This window comes from Brevundimonas sp. AVps31 (assembly GCF_058681355.1).
The window spans coordinates 946,389-970,362 of sequence record NZ_CM178736.1; the positions used below are offsets into that span (position 1 = coordinate 946,389).

The 23,974-nt window shown below is 64.6% G+C and carries 19 protein-coding genes and 1 tRNA gene; 8 read left to right on the forward strand and 12 right to left on the reverse strand.

What is annotated here, in order from left to right:
* Nucleotides 1-48 precede the first annotated feature (48 nt).
* From ACW174_RS04445 to ACW174_RS04460, 4 genes are all read right to left on the reverse strand, one after another.
* The gene (locus tag ACW174_RS04445; protein WP_492016498.1) at nt 49-1,281 is read right to left on the reverse strand and encodes a DUF418 domain-containing protein; all 1,233 of its coding nucleotides are present in this window, start codon (nt 1,279-1,281) and stop codon (nt 49-51) included.
* 74 nt (nt 1,282-1,355) lie between these two features.
* Nucleotides 1,356-1,925, reverse strand: coding sequence for a phthalate transporter (locus ACW174_RS04450; RefSeq protein WP_492016499.1), 570 nt, complete (start codon nt 1,923-1,925; stop codon nt 1,356-1,358).
* Nucleotides 1,922-2,800, reverse strand: coding sequence for a 3-hydroxybutyryl-CoA dehydrogenase (locus tag ACW174_RS04455; RefSeq protein WP_492016500.1), 879 nt, complete (start codon nt 2,798-2,800; stop codon nt 1,922-1,924). The genes ACW174_RS04450 and ACW174_RS04455 overlap by 4 nt, the downstream gene beginning before the upstream one ends.
* 146 nt (nt 2,801-2,946) lie before the next feature.
* Nucleotides 2,947-3,267 carry a YggT family protein gene (locus ACW174_RS04460; protein WP_492016501.1) on the reverse strand — a complete coding sequence of 107 codons (321 nt, stop codon included), beginning with the start codon at nt 3,265-3,267 and terminating at the stop codon, nt 2,947-2,949.
* 159 nt (nt 3,268-3,426) lie between these two features.
* Here ACW174_RS04460 and ACW174_RS04465 point away from each other — a divergent pair.
* The 7 genes from ACW174_RS04465 to brxL all read left to right on the forward strand — a co-directional run bounded on the left by ACW174_RS04465 (nt 3,427) and on the right by brxL (nt 16,309).
* Nucleotides 3,427-3,502 (forward strand) — tRNA-Ala (locus ACW174_RS04465).
* A 329-nt stretch (nt 3,503-3,831) separates the two neighbouring features.
* Entirely contained in the window at nt 3,832-4,635 is an 804-nt protein-coding gene (locus ACW174_RS04470) for a hypothetical protein (protein ID WP_492016502.1), read from the forward strand.
* Between the two features lie 7 nt (nt 4,636-4,642).
* Nucleotides 4,643-5,185: a hypothetical protein gene (locus tag ACW174_RS04475; protein ID WP_492016503.1), complete on the forward strand. Its 543-nt coding sequence runs from the start codon at nt 4,643-4,645 to the stop codon at nt 5,183-5,185.
* A 59-nt stretch (nt 5,186-5,244) separates the two neighbouring features.
* On the forward strand, nt 5,245-8,667 hold the full coding sequence (gene brxC / locus ACW174_RS04480) for a BREX system P-loop protein BrxC (protein ID WP_492016504.1): 3,423 nt from the start codon (nt 5,245-5,247) through the stop codon (nt 8,665-8,667).
* Between the two features lie 2 nt (nt 8,668-8,669).
* The gene (locus ACW174_RS04485) at nt 8,670-12,011 is read left to right on the forward strand and encodes a BREX-1 system adenine-specific DNA-methyltransferase PglX (RefSeq protein WP_492016505.1); all 3,342 of its coding nucleotides are present in this window, start codon (nt 8,670-8,672) and stop codon (nt 12,009-12,011) included.
* Nucleotides 12,008-14,260 (forward strand): BREX-1 system phosphatase PglZ type B, encoded by a 2,253-nt coding sequence (pglZ, locus tag ACW174_RS04490; RefSeq protein ID WP_492016506.1) that lies wholly within the window; start codon nt 12,008-12,010, stop codon nt 14,258-14,260. The genes ACW174_RS04485 and pglZ overlap by 4 nt, the downstream gene beginning before the upstream one ends.
* Before the next feature lie 9 nt (nt 14,261-14,269).
* Nucleotides 14,270-16,309: a BREX system Lon protease-like protein BrxL gene (gene brxL, locus ACW174_RS04495; protein ID WP_492017238.1), complete on the forward strand. Its 2,040-nt coding sequence runs from the start codon at nt 14,270-14,272 to the stop codon at nt 16,307-16,309.
* 222 nt (nt 16,310-16,531) lie between these two features.
* On the opposite strand, the gene ACW174_RS04500 is transcribed toward brxL, so the two are convergent.
* The 6 genes from ACW174_RS04500 to ACW174_RS04525 all read right to left on the reverse strand — a co-directional run bounded on the left by ACW174_RS04500 (nt 16,532) and on the right by ACW174_RS04525 (nt 22,131).
* Entirely contained in the window at nt 16,532-17,869 is a 1,338-nt protein-coding gene (locus ACW174_RS04500) for a hypothetical protein (RefSeq protein ID WP_492016507.1), read from the reverse strand.
* A 241-nt stretch (nt 17,870-18,110) separates the two neighbouring features.
* The gene (locus ACW174_RS04505; RefSeq protein WP_492016508.1) at nt 18,111-18,404 is read right to left on the reverse strand and encodes a hypothetical protein; all 294 of its coding nucleotides are present in this window, start codon (nt 18,402-18,404) and stop codon (nt 18,111-18,113) included.
* A gap of 13 nt (nt 18,405-18,417) precedes the next feature.
* On the reverse strand, nt 18,418-19,032 hold the full coding sequence (locus tag ACW174_RS04510; RefSeq protein ID WP_492016509.1) for a hypothetical protein: 615 nt from the start codon (nt 19,030-19,032) through the stop codon (nt 18,418-18,420).
* A 53-nt stretch (nt 19,033-19,085) separates the two neighbouring features.
* On the reverse strand, nt 19,086-19,664 hold the full coding sequence (locus tag ACW174_RS04515; RefSeq protein ID WP_492016510.1) for a recombinase family protein: 579 nt from the start codon (nt 19,662-19,664) through the stop codon (nt 19,086-19,088).
* Nucleotides 19,665-20,069: 405 nt separating this feature from the next.
* Complete coding sequence (locus ACW174_RS04520) at nt 20,070-20,537, reverse strand: hypothetical protein (RefSeq protein ID WP_492016511.1); 468 nt, start codon at nt 20,535-20,537, stop codon at nt 20,070-20,072.
* A 172-nt stretch (nt 20,538-20,709) separates the two neighbouring features.
* The gene (locus ACW174_RS04525) at nt 20,710-22,131 is read right to left on the reverse strand and encodes a site-specific integrase (RefSeq protein ID WP_492016512.1); all 1,422 of its coding nucleotides are present in this window, start codon (nt 22,129-22,131) and stop codon (nt 20,710-20,712) included.
* 124 nt (nt 22,132-22,255) lie between these two features.
* Between ACW174_RS04525 and trhO the strand changes: the two genes are divergently transcribed.
* A complete protein-coding gene (gene trhO / locus ACW174_RS04530; protein ID WP_492016513.1) occupies nt 22,256-23,209 on the forward strand; it encodes an oxygen-dependent tRNA uridine(34) hydroxylase TrhO in 954 nt (317 codons plus the stop codon).
* Between the two features lie 5 nt (nt 23,210-23,214).
* Here trhO and ACW174_RS04535 read toward each other — a convergent pair whose 3' ends face one another.
* Both ACW174_RS04535 and ACW174_RS04540 read right to left on the reverse strand, forming a co-directional pair.
* On the reverse strand, nt 23,215-23,493 hold the full coding sequence (locus ACW174_RS04535) for an HPr family phosphocarrier protein (RefSeq protein ID WP_492016514.1): 279 nt from the start codon (nt 23,491-23,493) through the stop codon (nt 23,215-23,217).
* Nucleotides 23,490-23,894, reverse strand: coding sequence for a PTS sugar transporter subunit IIA (locus tag ACW174_RS04540; RefSeq protein WP_420470453.1), 405 nt, complete (start codon nt 23,892-23,894; stop codon nt 23,490-23,492). The genes ACW174_RS04535 and ACW174_RS04540 overlap by 4 nt, the downstream gene beginning before the upstream one ends.
* Nucleotides 23,895-23,974 lie beyond the last annotated feature (80 nt).

The following is a 23,974-nucleotide window of genomic DNA, read 5'->3' on the forward strand; positions in this document are numbered from 1 at the left end:
GCGGAATCCCGCAGCCATCACCGAAACAAGCCCCTCGGCCCGGAGACCTTATTTCCGGAGCGGAACCCACCGGCCGTACGTCAGGCACCGCCACAGCCACTCCAATGGCCCCATGCTGAACACGGACAGCCACAGGGGCGACCAGATCAGCTGGACAATCCAGACCGCGCCGACGACGAGCCACAGCTGTCCCGGCCCCATGGTCCCGAACCAGTGGGGCCCCCATGGCATATAGAACAGGGTCGTCATGATCAGGGTCTGGGTGAGGTAGTTGGTGAAGGCCATCCGCCCCACCGGCGCCAACACCCCCGTGATCGCTTTCAACCCGAACCGGGTCATCAGGATCAGCAAACTGACATAGGCGAGGGTGATCAGGGGCGCGAAGCTGCCCAGCACACCCGCGAGCCCGTTCGTCGGGTCCGGCGCGCCGTGCGGGGCCGAATAGAACTGCCAGTCGTACCAGGCGAAGGCCGCAAGGTTCGCGCCGCCAATGACCAGCAGCAGGACATAGATCCAGGTCGGCGAACGACCGGTCAGGAAGCCCGACTTGAACAGGCCCATGCCCAGCATCATCAGACCCGCGGTGATGGGGATCAGGGTCAGGCTCATCAGCTGAAGGACGACCGCCGCCTTCACATTCTCGATCTGGGCGCCGGGCCAGGCGGACTGATAGGTCTGGATCAGCGCCATCAGCTGATCCTGCGTCATGGCGAACGGGTTGCCGCCCTCGGGCGCCCCTGCACCCGCCATGAGCCCGGCAAGCAGGGCCGACCCCGCCGACAGCAATGCGAACACGACGTTCAACGCCGCGCCCGTGCAGATCAGCCTGCGCGCGGACCAGGACCGAGCGATCATCACCAGCAGCCCGGTGTAGGCGTAATGCAGAAGGATGTCCCCGAACCACAGGGCGAAGCCATGGATCAGGCCGAACAGCCCCAACCAGAGCAGGCGGCGCGTCAGCAGGGGGCCGCGCGCCTCATCGTAACGGGTTCCGCCGATCAGGAAGATCGACACGCCGAACAGCATCGAGAACAGCGACCGGAACTTGTCCTGGAAGAAGACGTCCTTGACCCACTCGCCGAGAATATTGGCGCTGTCATGAGGCCAGGGCGGCGTCAGCGTCGGGTCCATCTCGAGCGCCATCGGCCAGGCGAAAGCCATGGCGTTGACCGCCAGAATGCCGAGGATCGCCCACCCTCGCAGCATATCCAGCGTGAAGATGCGGTCCTTGGCCGCGATCGGCCCAAGCCGTTCCGTGGCGACGGCGTCTGTAGCGGTCATGATGGAGCTCCCCCGAGTGTGGAGGAAGCGTCGCCGGGCGCGCCCGACCCGTCAAACCAATTCGCCGTAAGAATTCAGGCCTGGCCGTCGCGGCTCAGGACGCCGAGGCGATCGCGCACTTCCGGCTGGGAGGAGAAGGCGATGAAGGCCACGCACAGCCCCGCCCACAGGGCATAGGCCACGCCGATGACGACCGCGAACGGCAGTCCGCCGACCCCGTAGATCAGCAAGGTGGTCTCGCTGCTGCCGACGCCTTCGCCGAGGTTGGCGGCGTTCATCCATTGGACCACGACCTGGAACAGGGCGAAGACGGCGGCCAGGGCCACCGCGCCCAGCCCGCCGTAGAACATGAAACGCCAGACCACGCCCAGACGGGTGGCCGGGCGGCCCGACCGTTGCGTCTCGCGCGACAACAGCCACAGGATGACCGGAACCCCGATCAGGCCCAGCCCCATCAGCTTCAGCCGCCAGTCCATCTCCAGACCCGGCAGCCAGTTGTGCGGACGCCAGATCGCCAGCGTGATCCAGAGCGGCGGCCACAGCACGCCCAGCACCACCGCCAGCGCGATGCGTTGCGGCTCCTTGCGCCAGGCGACGCGCTGCTGCCCGGGGAAGTCCGCCGGGCTGTCCAGACGGGGGATCATCGCGTCGGCGCCGGCGTCTCGCCGGAATAGTCATAGAAGCCCCGGCCCGACTTGCGGCCCAGCCAGCCGGCCTCGACATATTTCACCAGCAGCGGGCAGGGCCGGTATTTGCTGTCGGCCAGCCCGTCGTACAGCACGTTCATGATCGCCAGAACGACATCCAGCCCCATGAAATCGGCCAGCTCCAGCGGCCCCATCGGATGGTTGGCGCCCAGCTTCAGCGCCTTGTCGATCGAGGCGACGTTCCCGACCCCTTCATACAGGGTGTAGATCGCCTCATTGATCATCGGCACCAGGATGCGGTTGACGATGAAGGCGGGGAAGTCCTCGGAGTTTGTGGTCGTCTTGCCCAGCGACTCGGCGAAGGCGACGGCGGTCTCATAGGTCTCGGCCGAGGTGGCGATGCCGCGAATGATTTCGACCAGCTTCATCACCGGCGCCGGCTTCATGAAGTGCAGGCCGATAAACCGCTCGGGCCGGTCGGTCGTCGAGGCCAGACGGGTGATCGAGATCGAGGAGGTGTTGGACGCCAGCAGGGTGTCGGCGCCGAGGTGCGGGGCCAGGTCGGCCAGGATCGCCTTCTTGACCGCCTCGTCCTCGACGGCGGCTTCGATCACCAGATCCGCCTTGGCCGCCTCGGCCAGCGAACTGACGGCGGCGATGCGCGACAGGGTGGCGTCGGCGTCGGCCTGGGTGGTCAGGCCCCGCGCGATCTGGCGCGACAGGCTGGCGGCGATCGCGCCCAGCGCCTGCGGCACCCGGTCGCCCGCGGCGTCGTACAGTTTCACGTCATAGCCGCCCGCAGCCACCGTCTGGGCGATACCGGCGCCCATCTGGCCCGCGCCGATGATGGCGACTGATCTGATCGTGGTCATGGAATCCGGTTGTCTTTCAGGCCTGCGGCCCCGTGGGGCGGCACCTTAGGACGGTGGTCGAACGGTGCAAGCGCCGGATGATGCGAGGGGCGCCAAAGACGGCCGGGCGTGACCCGTTCGCACCGTCTCCGGCCGGTCCGCCGACGTCAGTAGCCGCCGACGATGCTGAGCAGGGCGGCGTGCGACGCGGGCAGCAGATAGATCAGGATGCCCTGGATGATGATGATGGCGATGATCGGCGTCAGGTCCATCCCGCCCAGAGGCGGAATGATGCGACGCAGCGGCTCCAGCACGGGACTGACGATCCGGTCGAGGGCGTCACCCAGCGAGGCCACGAACCGGTTGCGGTAGTTGATCACGTCAAACGCCACCAGCCAGCTCAGGACCGCGTTGATGATCAGGGCGATCACGAACAGGCGCAGCACCGCCGTAAGGATGAAGAACAAGAAGCCGATGATCGCCGCCATGCCCCGGGGTGCTCCTGCAAAGGGGTTAAGCCGCCGCTTCTAGCCGCACCCGTCGCTTCCCGCCAACTTTTCCGCCATCGACGCCCGCCCCGCGCCTGCGACCGGTTGACACCACCGGGCCACCCCTCGTATGTCGCGCCCTCGCCTGCACCCGGAAACGGGGCCGTAGCTCAGTTGGTAGAGCGCGTCGTTCGCAATGACGAGGTCAGGGGTTCGACTCCCCTCGGCTCCACCAGGCACCGCGCGCAAGCGCACACGCCCGCTATATCAACAACTTAAGATGCGCCACCAAGCGTCGATGGGTGACAGCCGGCGAGCATTGTGGGTGACAGTAGCTGGCATTTTCGGGGCGGTCGCGCGCCTAGCACGGCTGACCTTCGCCGATACTCATCGCGCTCAAGCTACCCGCTCTGGGGTCGCCTCGGCGCGTCCGAAACTGACGTAGGAGCGTGGCAAGACTTGCACTGTCCAGGTCGCCATCCCTCCTTAGAAGTGGCGCGACAAACCGGTGGCACATAGAACGACACTCGGGCCGCCCCCCCAGTGCGTACAACGATGAGATTTATGACCGATATCGACAGCGCTAGCTCGCCGAGAGGCGCTTCCTGGTTCGGGCCGAGCAACGATCCAGTCAAGTTGGCTGCGTTCGGCTTTCGAGTGGCTGGCGGAGGCGCGCATCAGTCGAAGACGATCATGCTGGCGGAACTCGCCCGCTTCTTGAGCGCGGCCGAATCTCAAGGCGTCGCCACGGCCGTTTCTTGGGTCACCGATGAGAACTTGCTGGAGAAGAAGTCGGCAGCAGCTAGGCAAAGCTCTTTCCGAAACTTGAACCAGCTGTATGCCCTAACTGCGCAGGCCCCAATCAACCGAGCGATGCGGGCGCTGTGGGCAAGCGACGAAATGGGGCGTCCCTTGCTGGCGATGTTGTGTTCGTTGGCCCGAGACCCCCTCCTGCGCGACAGTGCGCCGGGGGTCCTGCCGGCCACCGTCGGATCAGTTGTAGAATGGGAAACCCTAGCTCAAGCCATCGAGCAGGCGCATCCGGAGCGATTCAGCCCGGCAATGCTGAAAAGCATGGCCCAGAACTGCAACTCCAGCTGGACCCAGAGCGGGCACCTGAAGGGAACCCGGAACAAGAAGCGAGTACGGCCTCACGCGACGCCGGAAGTAGCGGCGTTCGCTGCGTTGCTGGCCCGGCGGGCCGGTTTTGGAGGACCTGCACTCCTGAATAGTCCGTGGCTGGCGGTACTGGACATCGAGGGCGAGGAGCGCCTGTCGCTCCTACGACTGGCCCAGGGCCGTGGACTGGTCCGGATGCGGCAGGGCGGTGGCGTGTTTGAGATCGACGCAACGGTGGCGGAAGACTGAGGGGCGAATGCATACGTTCGACGACCTGGTGAAGGCATACCGCAAGCAAGTGCGGTTGCCATGGCGAGACGATGTCCCCGCCTCGGCGCGGGTCTGGATGCTTTGGTATGACCGGAGCCTCGAGGGCCGCGTAGCAGGCCAGTGGGATCAGTTCGCGCATGAAACCCATGCGGCAGATCACGGCTGGAAGAGCCTCGACGCGGGGACCTTGTTTGCGGCCTGGCTCGCAGCATCGGGATTTGAGGACGCGTTGCTGGAGGAGCCCGAAGAACTGAAGACCGTGCTGCCGCGCTTCGAAACCTATGTGGCAAACTGGCTGGGTGAGGCGGTTGATGCCGCCGGACCTGACGACGTCGTTGCGGTAAAGCGCAGCGGTGCCCTGTTTGGCCTGGCGCGTTTGTCCCGCGCGGTGGAGGCTGTCGAGGGACGCCTCAAAGGTCGACTACTGCTTTCGTTCGCTGGGCGCTACGACGGCACCGGATATCGGCTGCTGGATGCTCGTCCTGGTTGGAACTACCACGCCATTCCAATCCCCTCGGAACCGGCGTGACGCCCGACGCCCCTGCGGCCCCAAGCCAAAAGCAAGACAAACAAGAAGCGAGTGAGCCCGTGCTGAACCGAGACGTCTTCTTCAAGGATCCCGCTGAGCAACGCTTGGCCAACCAAGGCGTCGCCAAGCTGGAGTCGCCCACGCCTCCCGGCCGGATGGAGACGCTACGCTCGGAGCTGGAGAACTTCGTCTGCGATGGGCACTACGCCGAGGGTCTGGCGCGCATTCTCGATGCGTTTCTTGCCGACGTGGGTCGGGGGACTGCGCCGGCGGCCTGGATCTCGGGCTTCTACGGATCGGGGAAGTCGCACCTGGCGGCGATGCTGGCCGCGTTGTGGGAGAATGTGAAGTTCGACGACGGGGCCACCGCGGAAGGCTTGGTGACAGATGTCCCGAGCAACGTGCGGGCGTCGCTCAAGGAGCTGCGAGCTGCTGGGCAACGGCATGGCGGTCTACTGGCAGCCGGCGGATCGATGCCGGAAGAGAGCGCCGATCCAGGCGCGGTGGTTCTGGGATTCATTTTCCGCGCCGTCGGGCTACCGCAGGACCTCAAAGCGGCCCGCATCGTCTTCTGGTTGGCTGATCAAGGTATCCTGGATGCGGTTCGAGCCGAACTGGGCGACAAGTTCGACGACGCACTGGAGTTGGCGACCCTCAGCCCGGCCTTCGCCCAAGCCGTGTTGAAGGCCAAGCCGGATATCGCCGCCGACGCCAAGGAGCTGAGAGGCGAACTCCGCTCGGTATTCGGCGATGACTCCTTGGTGACCCCTGAGGATGTCGAGAAGTACGCACGACGCGCCATCCTGATGGGTCGCACCAGTTTCCCGCTGACTCTGGTCGTGCTGGACGAGGTGCAGCAGTTCCTAAACGCCGACCCGGCCCAGACCCTGAAGATCCAAGGAATCGTCGAGCGCCTTTCGAGCGGATTTGACGGCAAGCTGTTGGTTGTCGCTACAGGTCAACAGGCGCTGAGCGACCTGGAAAACCTCCAGCGCCTCCTGGGGCGCTTTCGCATCATGGTGGCCCTCGCCGACAATGATATCGACACGGTCATCCGGCGAACCATCTTGCGGAAGAACCCGCAGAGGGAGCCCGACGTCCGCGCAATGCTGGAAAAAAACAGCGGCGAGATCAGTCGCGAACTGTACGGCAGCAGCTTTGCCCACTCCGTGAGCGATGCCGACGACGCCGTGGCTGATTGGCCGCTTCTGCCGTCACGCCGCCGGGTCTGGAAAACCATCCTGGCGGAGATGGACCGTACGGGCCTAAAGGGAAACCTGCGGGGCCAGCTGCACACCACCTTGGCCGCGGCAAAGACCTATGCCGACAAGCCCCTGGGGCACGCGGTGGCCGCTGACTTCCTCTACGAACGCGTCGGCGACGATGCCTTCAACCTGCAAATGATCTCGCGCGAGACACGGGATCGCATCGAGCAGCTTCGCAAGGGCAAGGGCGAGAACGATCCGCTGAAGGCCCGGTTGCTGATGCTGGTCTACATGTTGGGCCGCATCGCTTCGGATGCAGATCGCCACGGCGTGCGCGCCAAGAGCGAAACCCTCTCCGACCTGATGATTGTGGACCTCGCCAGCGACCACGGTCTGCGCGCCAAGGTGCCGGCCTTGTTGGCCGAGTTGGCCGATGATGGCGCGGTCGTCGAGATCGAGGGTGGCGAATGGCGACTGCAGACGAAGGAGAGCGCCCAGTGGCAGACCGCGTTCCGAGACGAGAAGCGCCGGATCGGCAACGATCCGACCGCCGTCGCAGGACTGCGGAACGCCGGGATTAACGATGCGCTGGAGCGCGCGTTGCAGGGGGTGACCTCAGTCGCCCAAGGGCTGTCGAAGACGCCTCGCAAGATCCAGCGCTTGAGAGGGGACGAGACGGCATCTGGCGATGGTGTGCCGCTGCGCATCTACAACGGCTATGCCGAGGACCTGACGGAGATCGAAGGGCGGATCAAGGCGGCGTCTGTCGAGGATCCGACCCTTTACCTACTGATCCCGCGCCACGAGCCGGAGGCCCTGAAAGCGGCCATTGAAACCCGGCTCGCCACCGAGGCTGTATTGCAGTCGCGAGGTGTCGGCGGCACCGAAGACGCTGGCGAAGCGCGCGCAGGCATGGACACCCGTCGACGTCAGGCGGACGACACGGCGCGAGAAATCCTGAAACAGGCGCTGGCCCAAGCGAAAGTGCTGCAAGCCGGTGGCGCTGTTCTCGGCGGCTCACCGGCAGAGGCGGTCAAGGCGGCGGCGGGAGCATCCGCAGCTCGGCTGTACAAGTTCTTCGAGGCCGCCGATCACCCGAGCTGGGGAACGGCGCTGACTCAAGCAAGCCGCAAGCAGCCGGATGCGCTGAAGGCCGTTGGCTACAACGGTCAGGTCGAAGACCATCCCGTGGCCAAGGCGATCCTGGATCGAGCCGGCGGCTCTGGTAAAACCGGCCGGGAGCTCAGGAGTGAGTTCGAGGCGGATCCGTATGGTTGGCCTCAAGACGCCATCGACGCCATGGTCGTGGTTCTGACTAACGCGGGGCAACTGAGGGCGCGTGGCGAGGACGGAAACCCCGCAGATCCTGCGATCCTGCCGCGCCAGAAGCTGTCGTCCGTTCGATTCCAACGGGAGGCAACGGTCGCAACGGCGGGCCAAAAGCTGGCCGTCCGGAGCCTCCTTCAGGCGGCGGGAATCGCGTTTGAAACAGGAGCTGAGGTTTCGGCCTTGGGTGAACTGTTGGCGGCGCTTGAACGCGCCCAGCAGACGGCAGGCGGGGATGCGCCCGCCCCCATCGTCATACCCGACCAGGACCTAGTCGACCTTAAGAGCGTCGTTGGGGTGGATCGGCTGGTGACCCTCGCCAACGCGAAGGACGTCTGGCTCGAAAAATTGAAGACCTGGCGCGGGACGGCGGTCAAGATCGAGCAGCGCTCGCCGGGCTGGCGGTTGGCGGAGCGGTTGGTGAGGCTGGGCGCAGGCGGCCAGGAAGAAGCCCTGGAGTCGGTGCGGACACATCGCGCCCTGCTGACAGAACCCGACCCCATCACCCCCATTGTCCAGCATGCTGCCGACAGTTTGCGCGCCGAACTGAACGAGGCCTGGGCTAGTTGGGAAGCGGCCTGGACGGCGGGAGAGGAGCGTCTGCACGGTGACCCGACCTGGGGCCGGTTGAGCCCAGAGCAGAAGGCCGACATCCGCCGCGACAGCGGGCTGATGAAGTCCGAAAGGCCGGCTGTCGACGGCCCCGCCGCCATCGCGGAGGCCTTGGAACGTCGCAGCCTGGCGGCGTGGAAGGCGGAGGCCAAAGCGATTCCAACCAGCGTGGGCGACGCCCTGCGTGAAGCAGCGGCCTTGTTGGAACCGAAGTCCCGCGAGACGCGACTGTCGGGCGGACTGATTAAGACCGACAGCGAACTGGAAGCCTGGCTGGACCAGGCGCGTGAACGGCTGAAAGCCGACCTGGCGCTCGGCCCGGTGATCCCGAGGATCTGAGGATGAGCAGCCGATTCCTTACGACGCCCCTGCGCAAGGCGCTGGAGCGTGACATCAAGAAGGCGCGAGAGATCGCCGAGGCCGGGGCCGCCGACGCGATCCGTCGATTGGGGGTCGCCGACGCACAAGCGCCGGGACATTTGACCGACGAGCTGAAGGCCACTCGCCGTCGGCTGCGCGCGCACGCGCGAGCGCTGGGAGACGAACAGTCCGCGGACGGAACGCTGACGACGGATCGGTTGGTTGAGGCCGCCGCCTATGCCCAGTGGCATCGACGCCTGTTCGCGCGCTTCCTGTCGGAACGCGGCCTGTTGCGGCATCCGGCACACGACGCGCCCGTCACCTTGGAAGAAGTGGAAGAATTAGCGTTAGGCGAGGGCTATGCCGACGGATGGTCAGCCGCGGAAGCCTATGCCGCGCGGATGTTGCCGGCCGTGTTCCAGCCGGATGACCCGATCCTTGCCCTGACCTTGGCACCCGAACACGCCCAGGCGCTGCGCAAGCTGGTGCTGAAAATCAACGCGGAGACCTTCCAAACCGACGACGCCTTGGGGTGGACCTATCAGTTCTGGCGCGCGCTGGAGAAGGAGCGCGTCAATAAGGCCGGGGACAAGATCGGCGCACGCGATCTGCCTGCGGTGACCCAACTGTTCACTGAGCCGTATATGGTCAAGTTCCTGCTACACAACACGCTGGGAGCATGGCGCGCAGGCAAGGTATTGGCGGCTCGGCCCGAGGTGGCCACCGGCGCGGCGAACGAGGTCGCTCTCAGAGCAGCGATCTCACCGCCCGACTATCATTTCGAGATGCTGCGCTTCGTCCGAGAGGACGATGATGGACCATGGCGGCCGGCCGCCGGGACCTTCCCCGGCTGGCCTGACCGGGCTGCGGAGCTAAACACACTCGATCCTTGCTGCGGATCCGGACACTTCCTAACCGAGATGTTGGCCATCCTGGCTGCTTTACGAGCGGATGAGGAAGGCTTGGAGAACGCCGAGGCTGTGGCGGCGGTCCTGCGCGACAATCTGTTCGGGCTCGAGCTGGACGGGCGCTGCGTCCAGATTGCCGCTTTCGCCGTCGCCCTTACGGCATGGCGAATCGGAGGATTTCAACCGTTCGGAACAGGGCAGGTTCACATCGCCTGGGTGGGCGCGCCGCCGCCCCTGGATCGGGATGAATTCCTCGCACTGGCAAATGGTGACGAAGACTTGAGGGCGGGCCTTACAGGACTCCACGATCTGTTCGTCCGAGCTCCCTCGCTGGGAAGTTTGCTAGACCCGACGGGGGGCGACCTGATGAGCCCACAACGCTTGGGCCGGATTGAGCCTCTCCTAGACCGCCTGGTGGAGAAAACTCGCGCGGCGGAGCCCGAACGGGCCGAAGGTGCGGTGGCAGCCCGTGGGATGGCTGACGCCGCTGCGATCCTGAGCCGCCGCTATACTCTTGTCGCTACCAATGTGCCGTTCCTCAGCCGAGGAAGGCAGAACACCACCCTAACTTCATTCGCCGACCTTCACTTCGACGACGCGAAGGCCGACCTATCCACTATGATGTTGAGCCGCATAGTCCGGCTTTTGGAGCCGCATGGATCGGTTGGCGTCGTCACTCCGCAGAACTGGCTTCAGCTGGGGAGGTATGCTGGAATGCGAGCACGATTCCTGGGCTCCACCCGGCTTGATTTTGTGGCTGGCCTCGGCAGCGGCGCTTTCGGCGAGATCTCCGGCGAAGTGGTGAACGTCGCGCTTGCCGGACTCTCCAACAAGCAACCAGGAGTCGACTCTACGTTTGGCTTGATTGATTGCAATAATGCTGACGAGAAGGCGCCGCGCCTGATGTCGGCTGAACCAATTATACTTCATCAGTACCGTCAATCTGCAAATCCAGACTTTCGAATAGGAGCCGAAGGAGGGGTGCCGGAAAATCTGCTCACGCGTAGGTCAAAGAGTGTGTGCGGGTTAGTCTCAAAAGACTCTCCTCTATTTTTCCGGCAGTTCTGGGAGCTGGGCAAAATCGGGGACGATTGGGAGCTGCTGCAGACGACAGTTAGCAGCTCGGCGCTTTACGGCGGATATGAGCAAGCCGTGTTCTGGCAGGGTGGAAACGGACTGATGAAGGATCGCTCCCGCCGAGGGGAGGCGATCATGGCGGGCGGTCTGGCTTGGGGAAAACGAGGCGTTGCCGTGTCGTCGACCGGCACGCTCCCTGTATCTCTCTACGAGGGCGACATATTCGACAAGAATCTTTCGGCTGTAGTCCCAAATGCACCGGAAGATCTCCCGGCTCTTTGGTGTTTTCTATCTGACCCAAGTTATAATGATGCGGTCAGAGCAATTGACGCAGGCTTAAAGGTAACGAATTCCACTTTGATCAAGGTCAACTTTGACCTTCCTCATTGGACACGAATCGCTTCCGAGCGTTACCCACAGGGCCTACCAGAGCCCTACTCCGACGACCCTACCCAGTGGCTGTTCCATGGCCATCCCCTTCAGGCTGAACCAGGCACCCAGCTTCAAGTGGCCCTGGCCCGCCTCGCGGGCTACCGCTGGCCGGCTGAATCTAATCCCGACATGCGGCTGTCGAGTGATGCGAAGGCTTGGATTGGCAAAGCCGCGGCCTTACCGCAGGGCGATGCCGATGGCCTGCTCACGGTTTCGTCCGGTGGTGGCGAGCGACCGTTGGCAGAGCGGTTGCGCGCCTATCTTGCGGCAACCTTCGGAAATGCGTGGGATGAATCGGTCGAGCGTCGGTTGGTTGCTGAGGCTGACGAAAGACTCGACAAGAGGTTGGCCAGGGACGGCTCTCTAGAAGCATGGCTTCGAGACCGGGCCTTTCGGCAGCACTGTAAGCTATTCCATGATCGCCCCTTCCTTTGGCACGTCTGGGACGGCCACAAGGACGGTTTCTCGGCCTTCCTGCACTATCACCGACTGAGCAACGCCACTGTACAAAAGCTGACCTACACAGTGCTGGGAGACTGGATTGCGCGCCGGTCGGCCGAAGGCGACGACGCTCGGATTGAGGTCGCTAAGATCTTGCAGGCGCGACTTAAGGCAATCCTGGAAGGCGAGAGCCCGCATGACATCTTCGTCCGCTGGAAGCCGCTGGAGCAGCAGTCGCTTGGCTGGATGCCCGATCTGAACGACGGCGTGCGCCTGAATATTCGCCCGTGGGTTACCGCAGGCATCCTGAGGGAGACTCCCAAGGTCAAATGGGGCGTGGACCGCGGCAAGGACGTGGCCTCAGCACCCTGGTTCCAGCTGGATCAGGGCAAACGCGACAACGACCGCCACACGACGCTGGCCGAGAAGCAAGCAGCGCGGGCCTCTACCAAGGGCGCTGCATGACGCCGCTGGACGCCCTGATCAGCAGCCTGGAGAAAGCCGCCAGCTACGACCCGACGTTTCAGGCTCGCCCTGAGGCGGTGCTGTGGTGCGACCCTGAGCACAGCTTCGAGCGGGTGGTCCCGCTTCTTCGCGCGCGCATGCCCCACCTCTTCAGCCTCGGCCACTGGATGCCTGAGACGCGCTCCGGGCCCGCATTCCACCTGAGGACGCAGGCGTCTCGCCTCGAAGCCGACGGCGGTCCCATCCCGGTGTTCTGGCTGCCTGGGGTGGCGCGCGAAACTCTGAAGGCGGCTGGCAAGTGCCCTGCGCCCCTGGAGCCCTTGGCCTGGCTGGCGGCGTCCGGAACTTGGTTCGGGCATGTGAACGGCAAAGACTGGACGCTGAGGGCGTTCCTTACGTCGTCGCACGGATCGGTTCGGCTGAGCATCGCCGACGGCGCGGAGGCCCGCGAGGCCTTGGCTCTGGTGGCCCCCACGCTGATGCAGAAAGACCTGGAGTGGGCGCGGGGCCGGACCTTCGACGTCGAGGCCCTGAACGGGATCGATGCGCCCGATCTGACGGACGACGTGCTCGCTTGGCTGGACGGACGGCTGGATCCGGAGACGGAACCTGGGCGATTCAAGGGATTTGCCGCGCGGGCTCATAAGGCGCTGGCGTTCGATCCTCGCAAGCGTACTCGCCAGGAGGGGGTGCGCGCCATGGCCGACCGGCAGGGTGGTTGGAGCGCGGTGTGGGACCGTTTCAGCGGCGCGGCCGAGTACACCGTACCTGGCGTGACCAAGATGCTGCGCGCCGAGGAGCCGCCGGCTTCGTTCGGTCAGGAGGAAACCTATCCCCTCGCCAACGAGCGCGCAGAGGCCAGCCTTCGGGATGGACTCCTGAAGACCGCAGGACTGACCCGCGGTGAAGCTTGCCAGCGGTTGATCGACCTTGAAGCGACCCACGGGCACCGCCGGGAAACCTTGTGGGGACGCCGGGGACAAGCGCCCCTGGCCCAAGCCATCCGGCACCTCGTCGAGGTGGCCAAGGCCGCGCCCTGGTCAGGCGACACAGCCGCCGCCATCGCCGAGACCTACGTGGACCGGGGCGCAGCGGTCGATGGCTCGGCTATGCAGGCGCTGGCGAGCGCTCCAACCGCCGAAGATCGCCTGGCGGTGACCGCCGCCTTGCGAGCCGTCTATCTGCCCTGGGTCGATGAGGGGGCGCGTGCGCTTCAGGACCTGACCGCCGCCGGCAGTGTTCCCCTGGGGACCGTGATCGACGTGCCGGGTGAGTTTACGGCCGTGGTGTTCATCGACGGGCTACGCTTCGATCTGGCGCAGCGGCTCAAGGAGAAGATGGAGGCTCTGGGGGCAAAGACCGCCCTGGACTGGCGCTGGACTGGGTTTCCGACCTCGACCGCCTGCTGCAAGCCCTTGGTGAGCCCGGCGGCGAAGCTGTTGACTGGAGAAGGCGGCGAAGAGGGTCTGACCCCAATGACGCCCGAGGGCAAACCGGCGGACCACCGAGGGCTGATGAAGACGCTGGAGAACGCGGGCTTCGGGCGCGAGGCAGGCGCGACCCGTCTTTGGTCCGAACTAGGAGACTTCGACGAGGATGGGCACAAGCTCAACACCCGGCTGGTAGACCAGCTGGAGGCCGGCCTTGCGGAGTGCGCCAAGGAACTGTGCGTTATGGCGCGAGCCGGGCGGAGGATCCGTGTGGTGACCGACCATGGCTGGTTGCTGATGCCAGGCGGCCTGGAGACAGCGAAGTTGGGGGCGGGCCTGACCGAGCCGGATGAAAAGCGCACCCGCTACGCGCGGCTGAAGGATGGTGCGCCGACCCAGCATGCGCAGGCGGCCTGGACCTGGAACCCTGCGGTGCGCCTGGCGATGGCCCCTGGGGCGAGCTCGTTCTACGCCGGGGTCGACTACGCCCATGGCGGAGTCAGCCCGCAGGAATGCGTGATCCCGGTGCTGGATATCGAGCCGATGGGAAGCGCACAGACGGTTTCGATCACCGACTCGACCTGGGTTGGCCTGCGGCTCCGACTACAAACGACAGGCGCAGTAGATATGACGGTGGACCTGAAGCCCGCGTCTGCAGAGTCCGGTCCCAGCCTCGCCATAAAGCCGACAACTGTGGGCGAAGACGGCAAGGCGTCGGTGATGGCGACAGATAGCTACGAAGGGCAGGATGCGCTGGTCGTCCTGCTGGATGACCACGGGCTGGTGCGAGCACGCCGGCCGGTGAAGATCGGGGGATAGGCCGTGGAAATGGACGCGTTGGATCGGAAGGCGGAAGCCGCATTTCCTGGCCACTTGGTGCGCAAAGACCTGGTGCGGCGGTTCAGAGGCCAGTTTCCGGTCCCGACCTATGTGGTCGAGTTCATGCTGGGCCGGTACTGCGCCTCCACCGATCCCAAGGAGATCGAAGAAGGCCTGGAGCTTGTCCGGGAGCAGCTCAGCGACCGTACGGTGCGGGCCGGCGAGGAGGAGCTGTTTAAGGCCCGGGCTCGTGAGCTGGGGTCAGTCAAGCTGATCGAACTGGTGACTGCACGCCTCGACTCAAAGTCCGACAGCTATTTGGCGACCCTGCCCAGCCTAAGGCTGGCGGATGTCCGGATCGGTGACGCCCTGGTGAGCAGCCACGAGCGCATGCTGACCGGCGGCTTCTACGCCGAGATCACCCTGGGCTACGATGCGGCCATCGCACAGGAGAAGGGTGGACGCCCCTTCGAGGTGCTGGCCCTCCGCGAGATCCAGCTGTCCAATCTGGGGGTGGTGGATCAAATCGCCCAAGGACGGGGGCAGCTCGACACCACCGAGTGGAAGAATCTGCTGCTACGCAGTGTCGGGCTGGAGCCTGAGCGCCTCACCGACCGCGCGCGGGACATGATGCTGTTGCGCATGGTTCCCTTCGTGGAGCGGAACTACAACATGGTCGAGCTGGGTCCGCGAGGGACCGGTAAGAGCCACCTGTTCCAGCAGGTCTCGCCCTACGCCCACCTGATCTCGGGCGGCAAGGCGACGGTGGCCCGCATGTTTGTGAACATGGCCAACGGACAGCGGGGCCTCGTCTGCCAATACGACGTCGTCTGTTTTGACGAGGTGTCCGGCGTGTCCTTTGACCAGAAGGACGGCGTCAACATCATGAAGGGCTACATGGAGAGCGGCGAGTTCTCGCGCGGGCGTGAGAGCATCCGGGCTGACGGCGGAATCGTTCTGGTCGGCAATTTCGATGTCGATGTGAGCCACCAGCAACGGATGGGCCACCTGTTCGGCCCCCTGCCGCCAGAGATGCGCGACGATACCGCCTTCATGGATCGCATCCACGCCTACTTGCCTGGCTGGGACTTGCCCAAGGTCAACAAGGACCTGTTCACGGATCACTTCGGCCTAGTCAGTGATGTGCTGGCTGAGCTGTTCAGCCGGCTGCGCAACCAAACGCGGGTCGGGGTGATGCAGGGCCGGGTCCGCTTCGGTGGAGCGCTTTCAGGGCGCGATCAAAACGCCGTCAACAAGACAGTGTCAGGGCTGTTGAAACTGATGCACCCCGATCCTGCTCAGACCCCATCGGACGAAACTCTGGAGTGGGCGGTCCGCTTGGCGCTGGAAGTTCGGCGGCGGGTCAAGGAACAGCAGAAGCGGATCGGATCGGCGGAGTTTCGCAACACCCAGTTCAGCTATGCCATGGGCCTAGACGGCATAGAGACCTTTGTCGCCACGGCCGAAGTGGGGGGAGACGACGGGATCGGAACTGATCCGCTGCCGCCTGGTCAGGTCTGGGCGCTGGGCGTTGGAGACGGCGACGAAGGAGCGGGGCTCTATCGGATCGAGGCCAATGAGACGCGGGGTTCTGGCGTCAAGATTTTGAACCAGCCGGCGACCCCGAACTTCCGGGAGAGCGTCAATATCGCGAACCAAAATCTGACTGCGCGCTCGCGAGAGCTCGTTGGCGAGCGCAACCCGCGTGAGCATGAATTCACGGTCCAGCTCAGAGCCCTGGATGCTGCCCGCTCGGGGGGCGGCACCAGTATGGCAGTGCTTATCGCCCTAGCATCGGCATTGTTGGGGCGGTCAGTTCGCGGCGGGACAGTGATTGTCGGACACCTGACCCTGGGTGGCTCGCTAGAGCCGATCTACAACGCCACAGACCTGGTGGAACGCGCCTTTGAGCGCGGGGCTGAAACGGTGTTGATGCCCGTCTCATGCCGGCGCGCCCTGGCCGACTTGTCGGACGATCTGGCAACCCGCGTGCAGGTTCAATTCTACGCCGATGCACAGGACGGTTTGCGGAAGGCACTGGGGGCCTGACAGGGGCACTCCGAGTTTTGGAGCAATGCGGCCGAGCGGAGCCTATCCAGAGCTCGGACGGTGCCCCCTGAGCGCTCGGCAGCGTCCTTCCCGAGCCTCGAAAAAAAAGCAGGGGGCGGCACGCGGGGCCCAATCCTTACGGCTTCTAGTTATGGACCACAGGGGCCTCAGGTGACCGAGAGGTAATGGAGGGCTCCTAGACCTACGACCACTAGGTCAGGCCTAGTTGACGATGATGGAGGAGTAGCCAGTGACGTCGTGATAGGAGGTCGCCATCGCTTGCCGGAGGGCCTCGGCCCAGGGCCTCGTGACGATCACGCTGTCATGGACCGGCAGGGCCACCACGCCCAGGTCGTTCATCCGGCCGAGCACCTTCAGCAGGATCTCGCTGTCGAGGTGCTGAAGCCAGAGACTCGCTCCCGTACCGAACGTCCCGGAGATCGGATGGTGCATGTCGACAAGGGACTGTGCGAAACGCCGGAAGTCAGCCAGAGACAGGCCTTCAGGGGCGTTGGCCGGACGGCTCAGCGTCGAAGCTACGATGCCGGCCTTGCTGTTGAGCAGGCGGCCAAACGTCTGCTTGCCGAGGTCGCGCAGGTTGGTGTCGAATCCATCTGGCAGATACGGGTCGAAGTCGAGCGGCAGACCCTCCTGGGCGTACAGCAGCGTGGGGTGTAGTCGGGCGTAGTCGAGCTCGACTGTAGCCTCGCCGTCGATGGTCAGCATGCGGCGGTACTGCTTCTTGAGGTTCTGCCAGAACCCGCCGTACAGCCGCCCACCAGACGACCAGGACCCGGCGAACTTGCGGCAGAGCGAGATCGAGGACAGATCTCCGCCGAGGATGCGGGCGAGGCCCTCCTCCTCCTTGGCATCCTGAGCCATCAGCTCCCAGGCCTTAGCGGGAAGCTCGATTGAGGCAGCGGCGATCAAGCGGTTTGTCTTCACGATGACCGCTCGGCTGGCCCGCACGACATCCGGCTCCGGACCGTGGTTCAGGCCGTCGTCCCGTATCACGATGAGGTCGGTGGCGCGGTCGCGCCGTACGCCATACTCCGGTGACTTCGGCAGGGCCGCGAGGTCAATCCCTGCCTCCTCGCCCCAGCCTAGAAGGCGCGGGGTCGCCCTCAGACGCGTCGTGCGCGAGTGCCGGTGGACGACTGTCTCCCGGTCCCAGCGCTCCGTGCTCCAGTAGCCGTTCTGACCCTCGGTGAGCTTTTCAGCCACGAGGAAGTCCCGGATCGAGCGCAGCGCGGTCACGCTGAGGTCCCCACCGGTATATCGGTCGGCCTCGAAGGGCACTCCGACGAAAATCTGAGCGTTGTGGCGATTCCTGCGAGCCACCAAGAGGTTCGCCAGAAGGGCGCTGACGGTCCTCTCGTGGCGCTGCTGGTCAACTTTACGACGACGCCGGGTCCTGCCTTCTACGGACCCCAGCGCGTCAACGACGCGGTCCAGGAGGCGCTGTCCGACCTCGCCGTCCAGGCGCAGGCACGGCCTGAACAGGATGGACGACTCAAGTTCGGCGCTGGTGAAGTGGGGCGGATCGTTGGGAGCGAGCATGGGCGGGCGGAGCGTTCGGTGCTGCTGATGGGGAGCCGGGGCCGAGGGTGAGGATCAGGTCCAGCCGGAGGGAGATCGAGGCGAGAGTATCGGAGGCGGTCGTGGTCGCCAGGAGGCCGGTGCCGGAGTGCGGCTGGTCGAGGTCGTGGGAAGGCATGTCGGTCCGGTGATGTCAGCCGGGGAGCAGGCGGCCGGGCGTCGAATGTTGGCTCCGACGCAGGGGTGACATCCCCCCCGGAACTCACGACGATGACGGCGGACGGTACGCCTTCGGCTCGCTAGCGACCCAGGTGTCCAGGTCGTCGAGGTAGTAGGCGACGTATCCTAGGCGCTTGTGGTTGGTCGGCCCCGTGCCTCGCGTCCGGCGTCGCTCAAGGGCCTTCTTAGTGACCCCGAGGATTTCCGCGGCGTTGGACTCCAGGACCCAGTCTCGGGCGCTGGCTGGGCGTAGGTCGATCTCCAAGGTGTCGAAGGTCGCCGTGACCTCGGCGACGGCGATCTCGTAGGTTGCGGACCTTTGCTGCTGACGTGACATCGCTTTTCCTGGGTCAGGCGACGGTGTCGAGGAAGCGCGCGCGTCGCTCGCGATCTTCCTGGCGGGCAAGCTCATCGATCTGCGCATAGATGTCGTCGATGAGAGTGTTCGGCAGCACCCCGATTTCGAGGATATCGATCTTCACCCACTCGGGTCTGGCTTTCTGCCGTCGCAGCTTGCCAGTGCTAGCGTCGTTGTGACGGTCGGCCGACGGGTCGACCAGCACTTCAATGCCGAACGAACTACTATCCCACCCGATCATCAGCTCACGCTTGTTCAGGTCGTAGTATTCCCACTCGGGCGTATGGCTGTAGTCGATCCGGGCTTGGCGGACGACGCGCTTACCAAACAGCTCGAAGACCAGCTCAAACTCGAACTTCCCAACAAACCCCGGATGATCATCCGAGTACTTCCAGAGCGCCTGACCTTCAGCCGAGTCGAAGCGTGAGCGGGAGCCGCCACCGGCGGCCACAGAGGCGATATCGATGCCGAGCGCCTCCGCAACGGCGATTAGTCGCTCTTTAGGGAGGGCATTCACCTCGCCCGCCCGGCTGACTTGGGTCAGCACGTCGGGGTGGCTTCGAACAGCCTTGCGAAGAGCCATACGTTCAGTGTTGGTCAGTTGCATTCTCTATGTCCATGGACGCGTCCATGTCCATATGTCCACGGACACCTCCCACGTCAAGGGTGGCGAGCGCAATATCGCTTCACCGTCGCCTCCGAGATCCCGAAGTGCCGGGCCGTATCCTTGATGCTGGCTTGGCTACTCCGCCTCCAGCTCGATACGGCAGACACGTCGGCGGCGGCGGGACGGCCCAAACCCTCCTTGCCACGATGGGTCCGGCCAGTGGCCGCAAGCGACGCCTTTGCCGCCGCGCGGCCGGCTTGGGTCCGCTCGGTGATCCTGCGGCGCTCCATGTCGGCGACTTGGGCCAGGACGGCGAGGATGAGCTCGCCCACGCCACGCGAGATCGTCCCGAGACCGTGGACCTCGACGGTGACGCCCTGAACCAGGAGGCGGCGGACGGTGGCCTGGACATCCAAGGCATCGCGGCCGAGGCGGTCCACCGCATAGACGCAGACGACGTCCCCCTCCCTTACGATGTCCATCAGCTTGGCGAAACCGGGCCGAGCAGCGGCCATGGTCCCGCCGCTCACGCCTTCGTCCGAGAACTCCCTGTCGAACTGTCCGCCCATGGCGTGGCGCTGGGAGTCCACCGACTGATCACTGGTCGACACGCGGTAGTAGGCAATCCTCATGACCGGCTCACAAGATAGGGTAACAGAATGTCTAGCTCATAAAATGGCTCACAACATCACGTCAAGTATCTTATGACCCGTGGCGCAGAAGGCAGAACTTGTGCGCTACTCCCGGCTTGGACCTGTGTCCTAGTCTGGCAGCAGCCACCAACCGTTTTTCACGCGTCGAGGACTGCTCCCTACGCCGACGGTGGCAACCGCATCGATCCCCGTACGACTATTCGAGAGCAGACAAGCTGCTCTGCCCCCCCCGTCGCCGGGTTAAGTACCCCCAGGGGGGGGGTATCGCCTCGTTGACCGTCGAAAATCGGCTCGCCTATGAGCCACCCCAAAAGCATCGGTCAGTGGGCGTGCTGGACTGACTTGTATGAGGGCATGTTGGGGAAGGCGAAAACGCTCGATCCGTCAGAATTTCTTTTCGCCTGATGGTTGGGCCACCTCTTCGCACGTCCCCAAGAACGCCGACTCCACAACCTCATTTTCCTCGCCGGGCATGTTCGTAAACAACCGGGTACCATCGACCACTCGTCCTGACTGCCGGTCGAACTGCAGAGTATAGGCCGTATGCGAATGCGGGATGGCTGAGTTGCTCGGTTCCTGTCCGTCGAAGCTTATTGTTCTCTCGTCCGCATGAAAAACGCGCAGTCCCAACTGCGAGTGCCATGTCCCCAAACGCACATCTTTGTACTCGACGGTCTGAGTTTCGAAGTTGATCCGGTAGCTCAGGGTCGCGGGCTGATCGGGCGTACCGGTACCAGTAAACCGGCCTGTGCAAGCCAAGACAAGAATGTCCGTATTCGGAGCGGGGGACCTTTCCCCGCCACACGCTGACAAGATGAATGCCATCAGCGCAGTCGCAATCTTGAAACGCATACAACCCCCCATACCACCCTAGCCCATATCACGATTAGACAGCATCGTAGCGCTGACGCGCCGGATATCTGCCGCACGATTGAAGGGCGCGTGGGCCCTGAGGCCACGCGAGGATCAGAACCGTAGGCTGCCAAGCCCATCGTTAAGCGCACAGCGCATTAGGCTGCACCGGTCAGACGCGCGGTTCCGGCCGCCCCATGATCGGACCTCCGGGACTCTCAATAGGTGCTCCTTTCGGGAGCCTAACGGCGGCGACCACGCGAGCCCTCTGCCGTCGGGAGGGGCCGTCAGAGTAGGTGCTGAGGGTCATCCCCTCACGTCCCTCGGCATGCCCGACTATCGCAGAAATGAGATGCTTTTTCTGGTCCGCTTGCTCCGCCTTGGTGATGAACCATCGACGGAATGAGTGGAAATCCATGTTGCTCTGCCGCTGCCCTTCGAGCCGTTCATCGATCCCTAGGCTTCGCCGGTACGCGGTGAACCGCTCACTCGCCTTGGCCATCGGCTCTTTCTTGCGGGACGGTGAGCCTCTCAACTCATCGAACAGCCGGTCGCCAGGCCCTTTCCCCTGTTGTCGCCGAGCGACCAAGCTCTTCAGATCAGGGTGAATGGGCACCTCTCGAACCGATGAGTCGGTCTTGCCCTCTTTCAACGTAAAGATACCGTCGGCTGAGGTGGCGACTGTTATCCTGCCGATCTCGCTAATGCGCATGCCCGACAGCGCGGCGACCCTCATCAAGTCATGAAGCGTACCGTAGGTCTTGCCGCTAAGCAGCTTGACCATTTCGTCGTCAGTGAACCCTCGCTTCTCCGCCTTCGGTTCGTCGGGGCGGGCCTTCCGATTTTGTGCCGCCCAAGGGTTGCCCTCAATGCCGACGCGCCGGTCCAGCCAGCGCCAATAGACGCTCAGCGACGACACTAGGCTGTTGGCTGTGGCTGTCACGAGGCCGCTCGCCCGCAGATGATCGTAGAAATCACCCGCAGCGCGCCGGGTGATCCGGCGGAGATCATCCGTCCCGAATTGTTCCAGCATCCATGCCTTGAGACGAGCTACAGCGCGGCGATGCCGGTCGGCGTAGCGGATGGTCATTACCTGCTCGGCGATGAACCTCTCGAGCTCTGTGTCTACGGGCAAGACCCTCCCAAAGACCAAGCTCGCAAGTCGCATGCCCTCCGCCTCGTTTGCGTGGACCGGCCGCCCAGACGCGTGTTCGTCGGCACCGATGATCGGACCAAGGCGCTCCTCTAGTTCAGCGTCCCATTCGGGAAGCATCGTCTCCGGGACACCCTCGGAGGGAAGCCGTCCCGCCGCTTCAATCCTCGCTCGCCACCATGCCGCGCGCTCATCAACGGTCGGCTTCTCCGGTTTCATCTGCGGAGCTCTAAGGCTTTCAAGCCGGAGCCTAAGGTCACGGACGACCACGGGAAGCCGACGAACCGCCTCTGCGTAGCTGCCGGTGTTGAGCGCGGCCTGGAGATGAGACACCTTTAGGCCCACGCTTGGCGGGACCCTGAGGCGCGCGTAGAAGCGGCTTCCCCGCAGGAACAAGTGGGGCGGCCAGTGGTCTCTCGGGGGTGTCTTAGGGGCGCTCATGGGTGACACTACTGGCCGAAGATGGGTGACAGTGACAAGCCCTTGTGTATTGATTTTCAACGTTTTCAGCTCGCTATCGCCTTCCTCGCGAGCCTCCCCTCGGCTCCACCAGGCACCTACCCGGATGACATCGACTTCCTCCCCCCTCCAGGTCGCCGCCCTCTATCGGTTCGCGCGGATCGAGGACCGCGAGGCTGTGCGCGCGCGGCTTGAGCAGCTCTGCGCCCCGGACGTGCGCGGGATCCTGCTGGTGGCGCACGAGGGACTGAACGGGACCATCGCCGGACCGCCCGCGGCGATCACGCGCGTGCTGGACGGCATCCGCGCCCTGCCGGGCTTCGAGGCGCTGGAGGTCAAGTTTTCCGGGGCGGAGCGGATGCCCTTCTACCGGATGAAGGTGCGGATCAAGGCCGAGATCGTGACCATGGGCCAACCGGACCTGAACCCCGCCGCAGACGCCGGAACCTATGTTTCGCCGGCCGAGTGGAACGCCCTGATCGCCGATCCCGATACGATCGTCATCGATACCCGCAACGACTACGAGGGCGTCGTCGGCGCCTTCGAGGGCGCGATCCAGCCGAACACCCGCAGCTTCCGCGACTTCCCGGACTGGTTCCGCACCGAGGGCCGCGCCCTGCTGGACCGGCCCAATCCTCCGAAGGTCGCCATGTATTGCACCGGCGGCATTCGCTGCGAGAAGTCGACGGCCTTTCTGAAGGCCGAAGGGATCGAGGACGTCTTCCATCTGGAGGGCGGCATCCTGAAATATCTGGAGACCGTGCCGGAGCCGGAGAGCCTGTGGCGCGGCGAATGCTTCGTCTTCGACGAGCGGGTCGCCGTGGGCCACGGCCTGTCGGCCGGCAGTCACACCCTGTGCCGGGGCTGCCGCATGCCGGTCAGCGAGGGCGGGCGGGCCTCACCCCGTTATGTCGAGGGCGTCTGCTGCGAGCGCTGCCACGACACCCGGTCGGAAGATCAGCAGGCGCGTTATCGCGAGCGGGCGCGGCAGGTGGAGATCGCGCAACGGCGGGGCGTCGATCACGTGGGCGCGGTGCTGCCCCGCCCGACCGGCGACTGACGGACCTACTGGTCTTCGTCGAACTTGCGCTGCACCAGGTCGGACAGGGCCTCGATCGCCTCGGCCGCGTCAGGGCCCTCGGCCTCAATATGGACGTCGCAGCCGTTGCCGGCGCCCAGCATCAGCAGACCCATGATCGACAGGGCGTTGACCGTGACTCCGTCGCGGGTGACCCGGATCTCGCTGTCGAAGGTCGAGGCCAGCTTGACGAATTTGGCGGAGGCGCGCGCGTGGAGGCCGCGCTGGTTGCAGATGCCGACGGTCGTCTGGAGGGTGTCGGTCATTTCTCGCCCTGCAGCACCCAGCTGGCGACCGAGATGTATTTGCGGCCCGCGTCCTGGGCGTGAGCCACGCAGGATTCCAGCGGCTCGCGACCGCGCACGCTGGCCAGCTTGATCAGCATGGGCAGGTTCAGCCCGGCGATGACCTCGGCGTGGGTCTCTTCCATCACCGAGATGGCCAGATTGGAGGGCGTGCCGCCGAACATGTCGGTCAGCAGGATCACGCCGTCGCCGTCGTTCACCGCGCGCGCGGCGTCGACGATGTCGCGCCGACGGCGCTCCATATCGTCTTCCGGGCCGATGCAGATGGCCGCGACCCCGCGCTGCGGGCCCACGACGTGCTCCATCGCCGACAGGAATTCGGAGGCCAGACCCCCGTGGGTGACGATCACCAGCCCGATCATGAAGGCTTCACCAAGACTTACGCCCCCGCGTTCCGGCCGCTTCCTGAGCGAACCGCAAGCCGCGCGGAATAGCCCAAGTC

Excerpts from the sequence above, each read along its gene's own strand:
- ACW174_RS04540 (WP_420470453.1), bottom strand. The coding sequence starts at position 23,894 with ATGATCGGGCTGGTGATCGTCACCCACGGGGGTCTGGCCTCCGAATTC.
- ACW174_RS04525 (WP_492016512.1), bottom strand. The coding sequence starts at position 22,131 with ATGAGCGCCCCTAAGACACCCCCGAGAGACCACTGGCCGCCCCACTTG.
- ACW174_RS04510 (WP_492016509.1), bottom strand. The coding sequence starts at position 19,032 with ATGCAACTGACCAACACTGAACGTATGGCTCTTCGCAAGGCTGTTCGA.
- ACW174_RS04455 (WP_492016500.1), bottom strand. The coding sequence starts at position 2,800 with ATGACCACGATCAGATCAGTCGCCATCATCGGCGCGGGCCAGATGGGC.
- ACW174_RS04515 (WP_492016510.1), bottom strand. The coding sequence starts at position 19,664 with ATGAGGATTGCCTACTACCGCGTGTCGACCAGTGATCAGTCGGTGGAC.
- ACW174_RS04450 (WP_492016499.1), bottom strand. The coding sequence starts at position 1,925 with ATGATCCCCCGTCTGGACAGCCCGGCGGACTTCCCCGGGCAGCAGCGC.
- ACW174_RS04535 (WP_492016514.1), bottom strand. The coding sequence starts at position 23,493 with ATGACCGACACCCTCCAGACGACCGTCGGCATCTGCAACCAGCGCGGC.
- ACW174_RS04470 (WP_492016502.1), top strand. The coding sequence starts at position 3,832 with ATGACCGATATCGACAGCGCTAGCTCGCCGAGAGGCGCTTCCTGGTTC.
- ACW174_RS04445 (WP_492016498.1), bottom strand. The coding sequence starts at position 1,281 with ATGACCGCTACAGACGCCGTCGCCACGGAACGGCTTGGGCCGATCGCG.
- ACW174_RS04460 (WP_492016501.1), bottom strand. The coding sequence starts at position 3,267 with ATGGCGGCGATCATCGGCTTCTTGTTCTTCATCCTTACGGCGGTGCTG.
- ACW174_RS04485 (WP_492016505.1), top strand. The coding sequence starts at position 8,670 with ATGAGCAGCCGATTCCTTACGACGCCCCTGCGCAAGGCGCTGGAGCGT.
- ACW174_RS04520 (WP_492016511.1), bottom strand. The coding sequence starts at position 20,537 with ATGCGTTTCAAGATTGCGACTGCGCTGATGGCATTCATCTTGTCAGCG.
- ACW174_RS04475 (WP_492016503.1), top strand. The coding sequence starts at position 4,643 with ATGCATACGTTCGACGACCTGGTGAAGGCATACCGCAAGCAAGTGCGG.
- ACW174_RS04505 (WP_492016508.1), bottom strand. The coding sequence starts at position 18,404 with ATGTCACGTCAGCAGCAAAGGTCCGCAACCTACGAGATCGCCGTCGCC.
- ACW174_RS04500 (WP_492016507.1), bottom strand. The coding sequence starts at position 17,869 with ATGCTCGCTCCCAACGATCCGCCCCACTTCACCAGCGCCGAACTTGAG.
- trhO (WP_492016513.1), top strand. The coding sequence starts at position 22,256 with ATGACATCGACTTCCTCCCCCCTCCAGGTCGCCGCCCTCTATCGGTTC.
- pglZ (WP_492016506.1), top strand. The coding sequence starts at position 12,008 with ATGACGCCGCTGGACGCCCTGATCAGCAGCCTGGAGAAAGCCGCCAGC.
- brxL (WP_492017238.1), top strand. The coding sequence starts at position 14,270 with ATGGACGCGTTGGATCGGAAGGCGGAAGCCGCATTTCCTGGCCACTTG.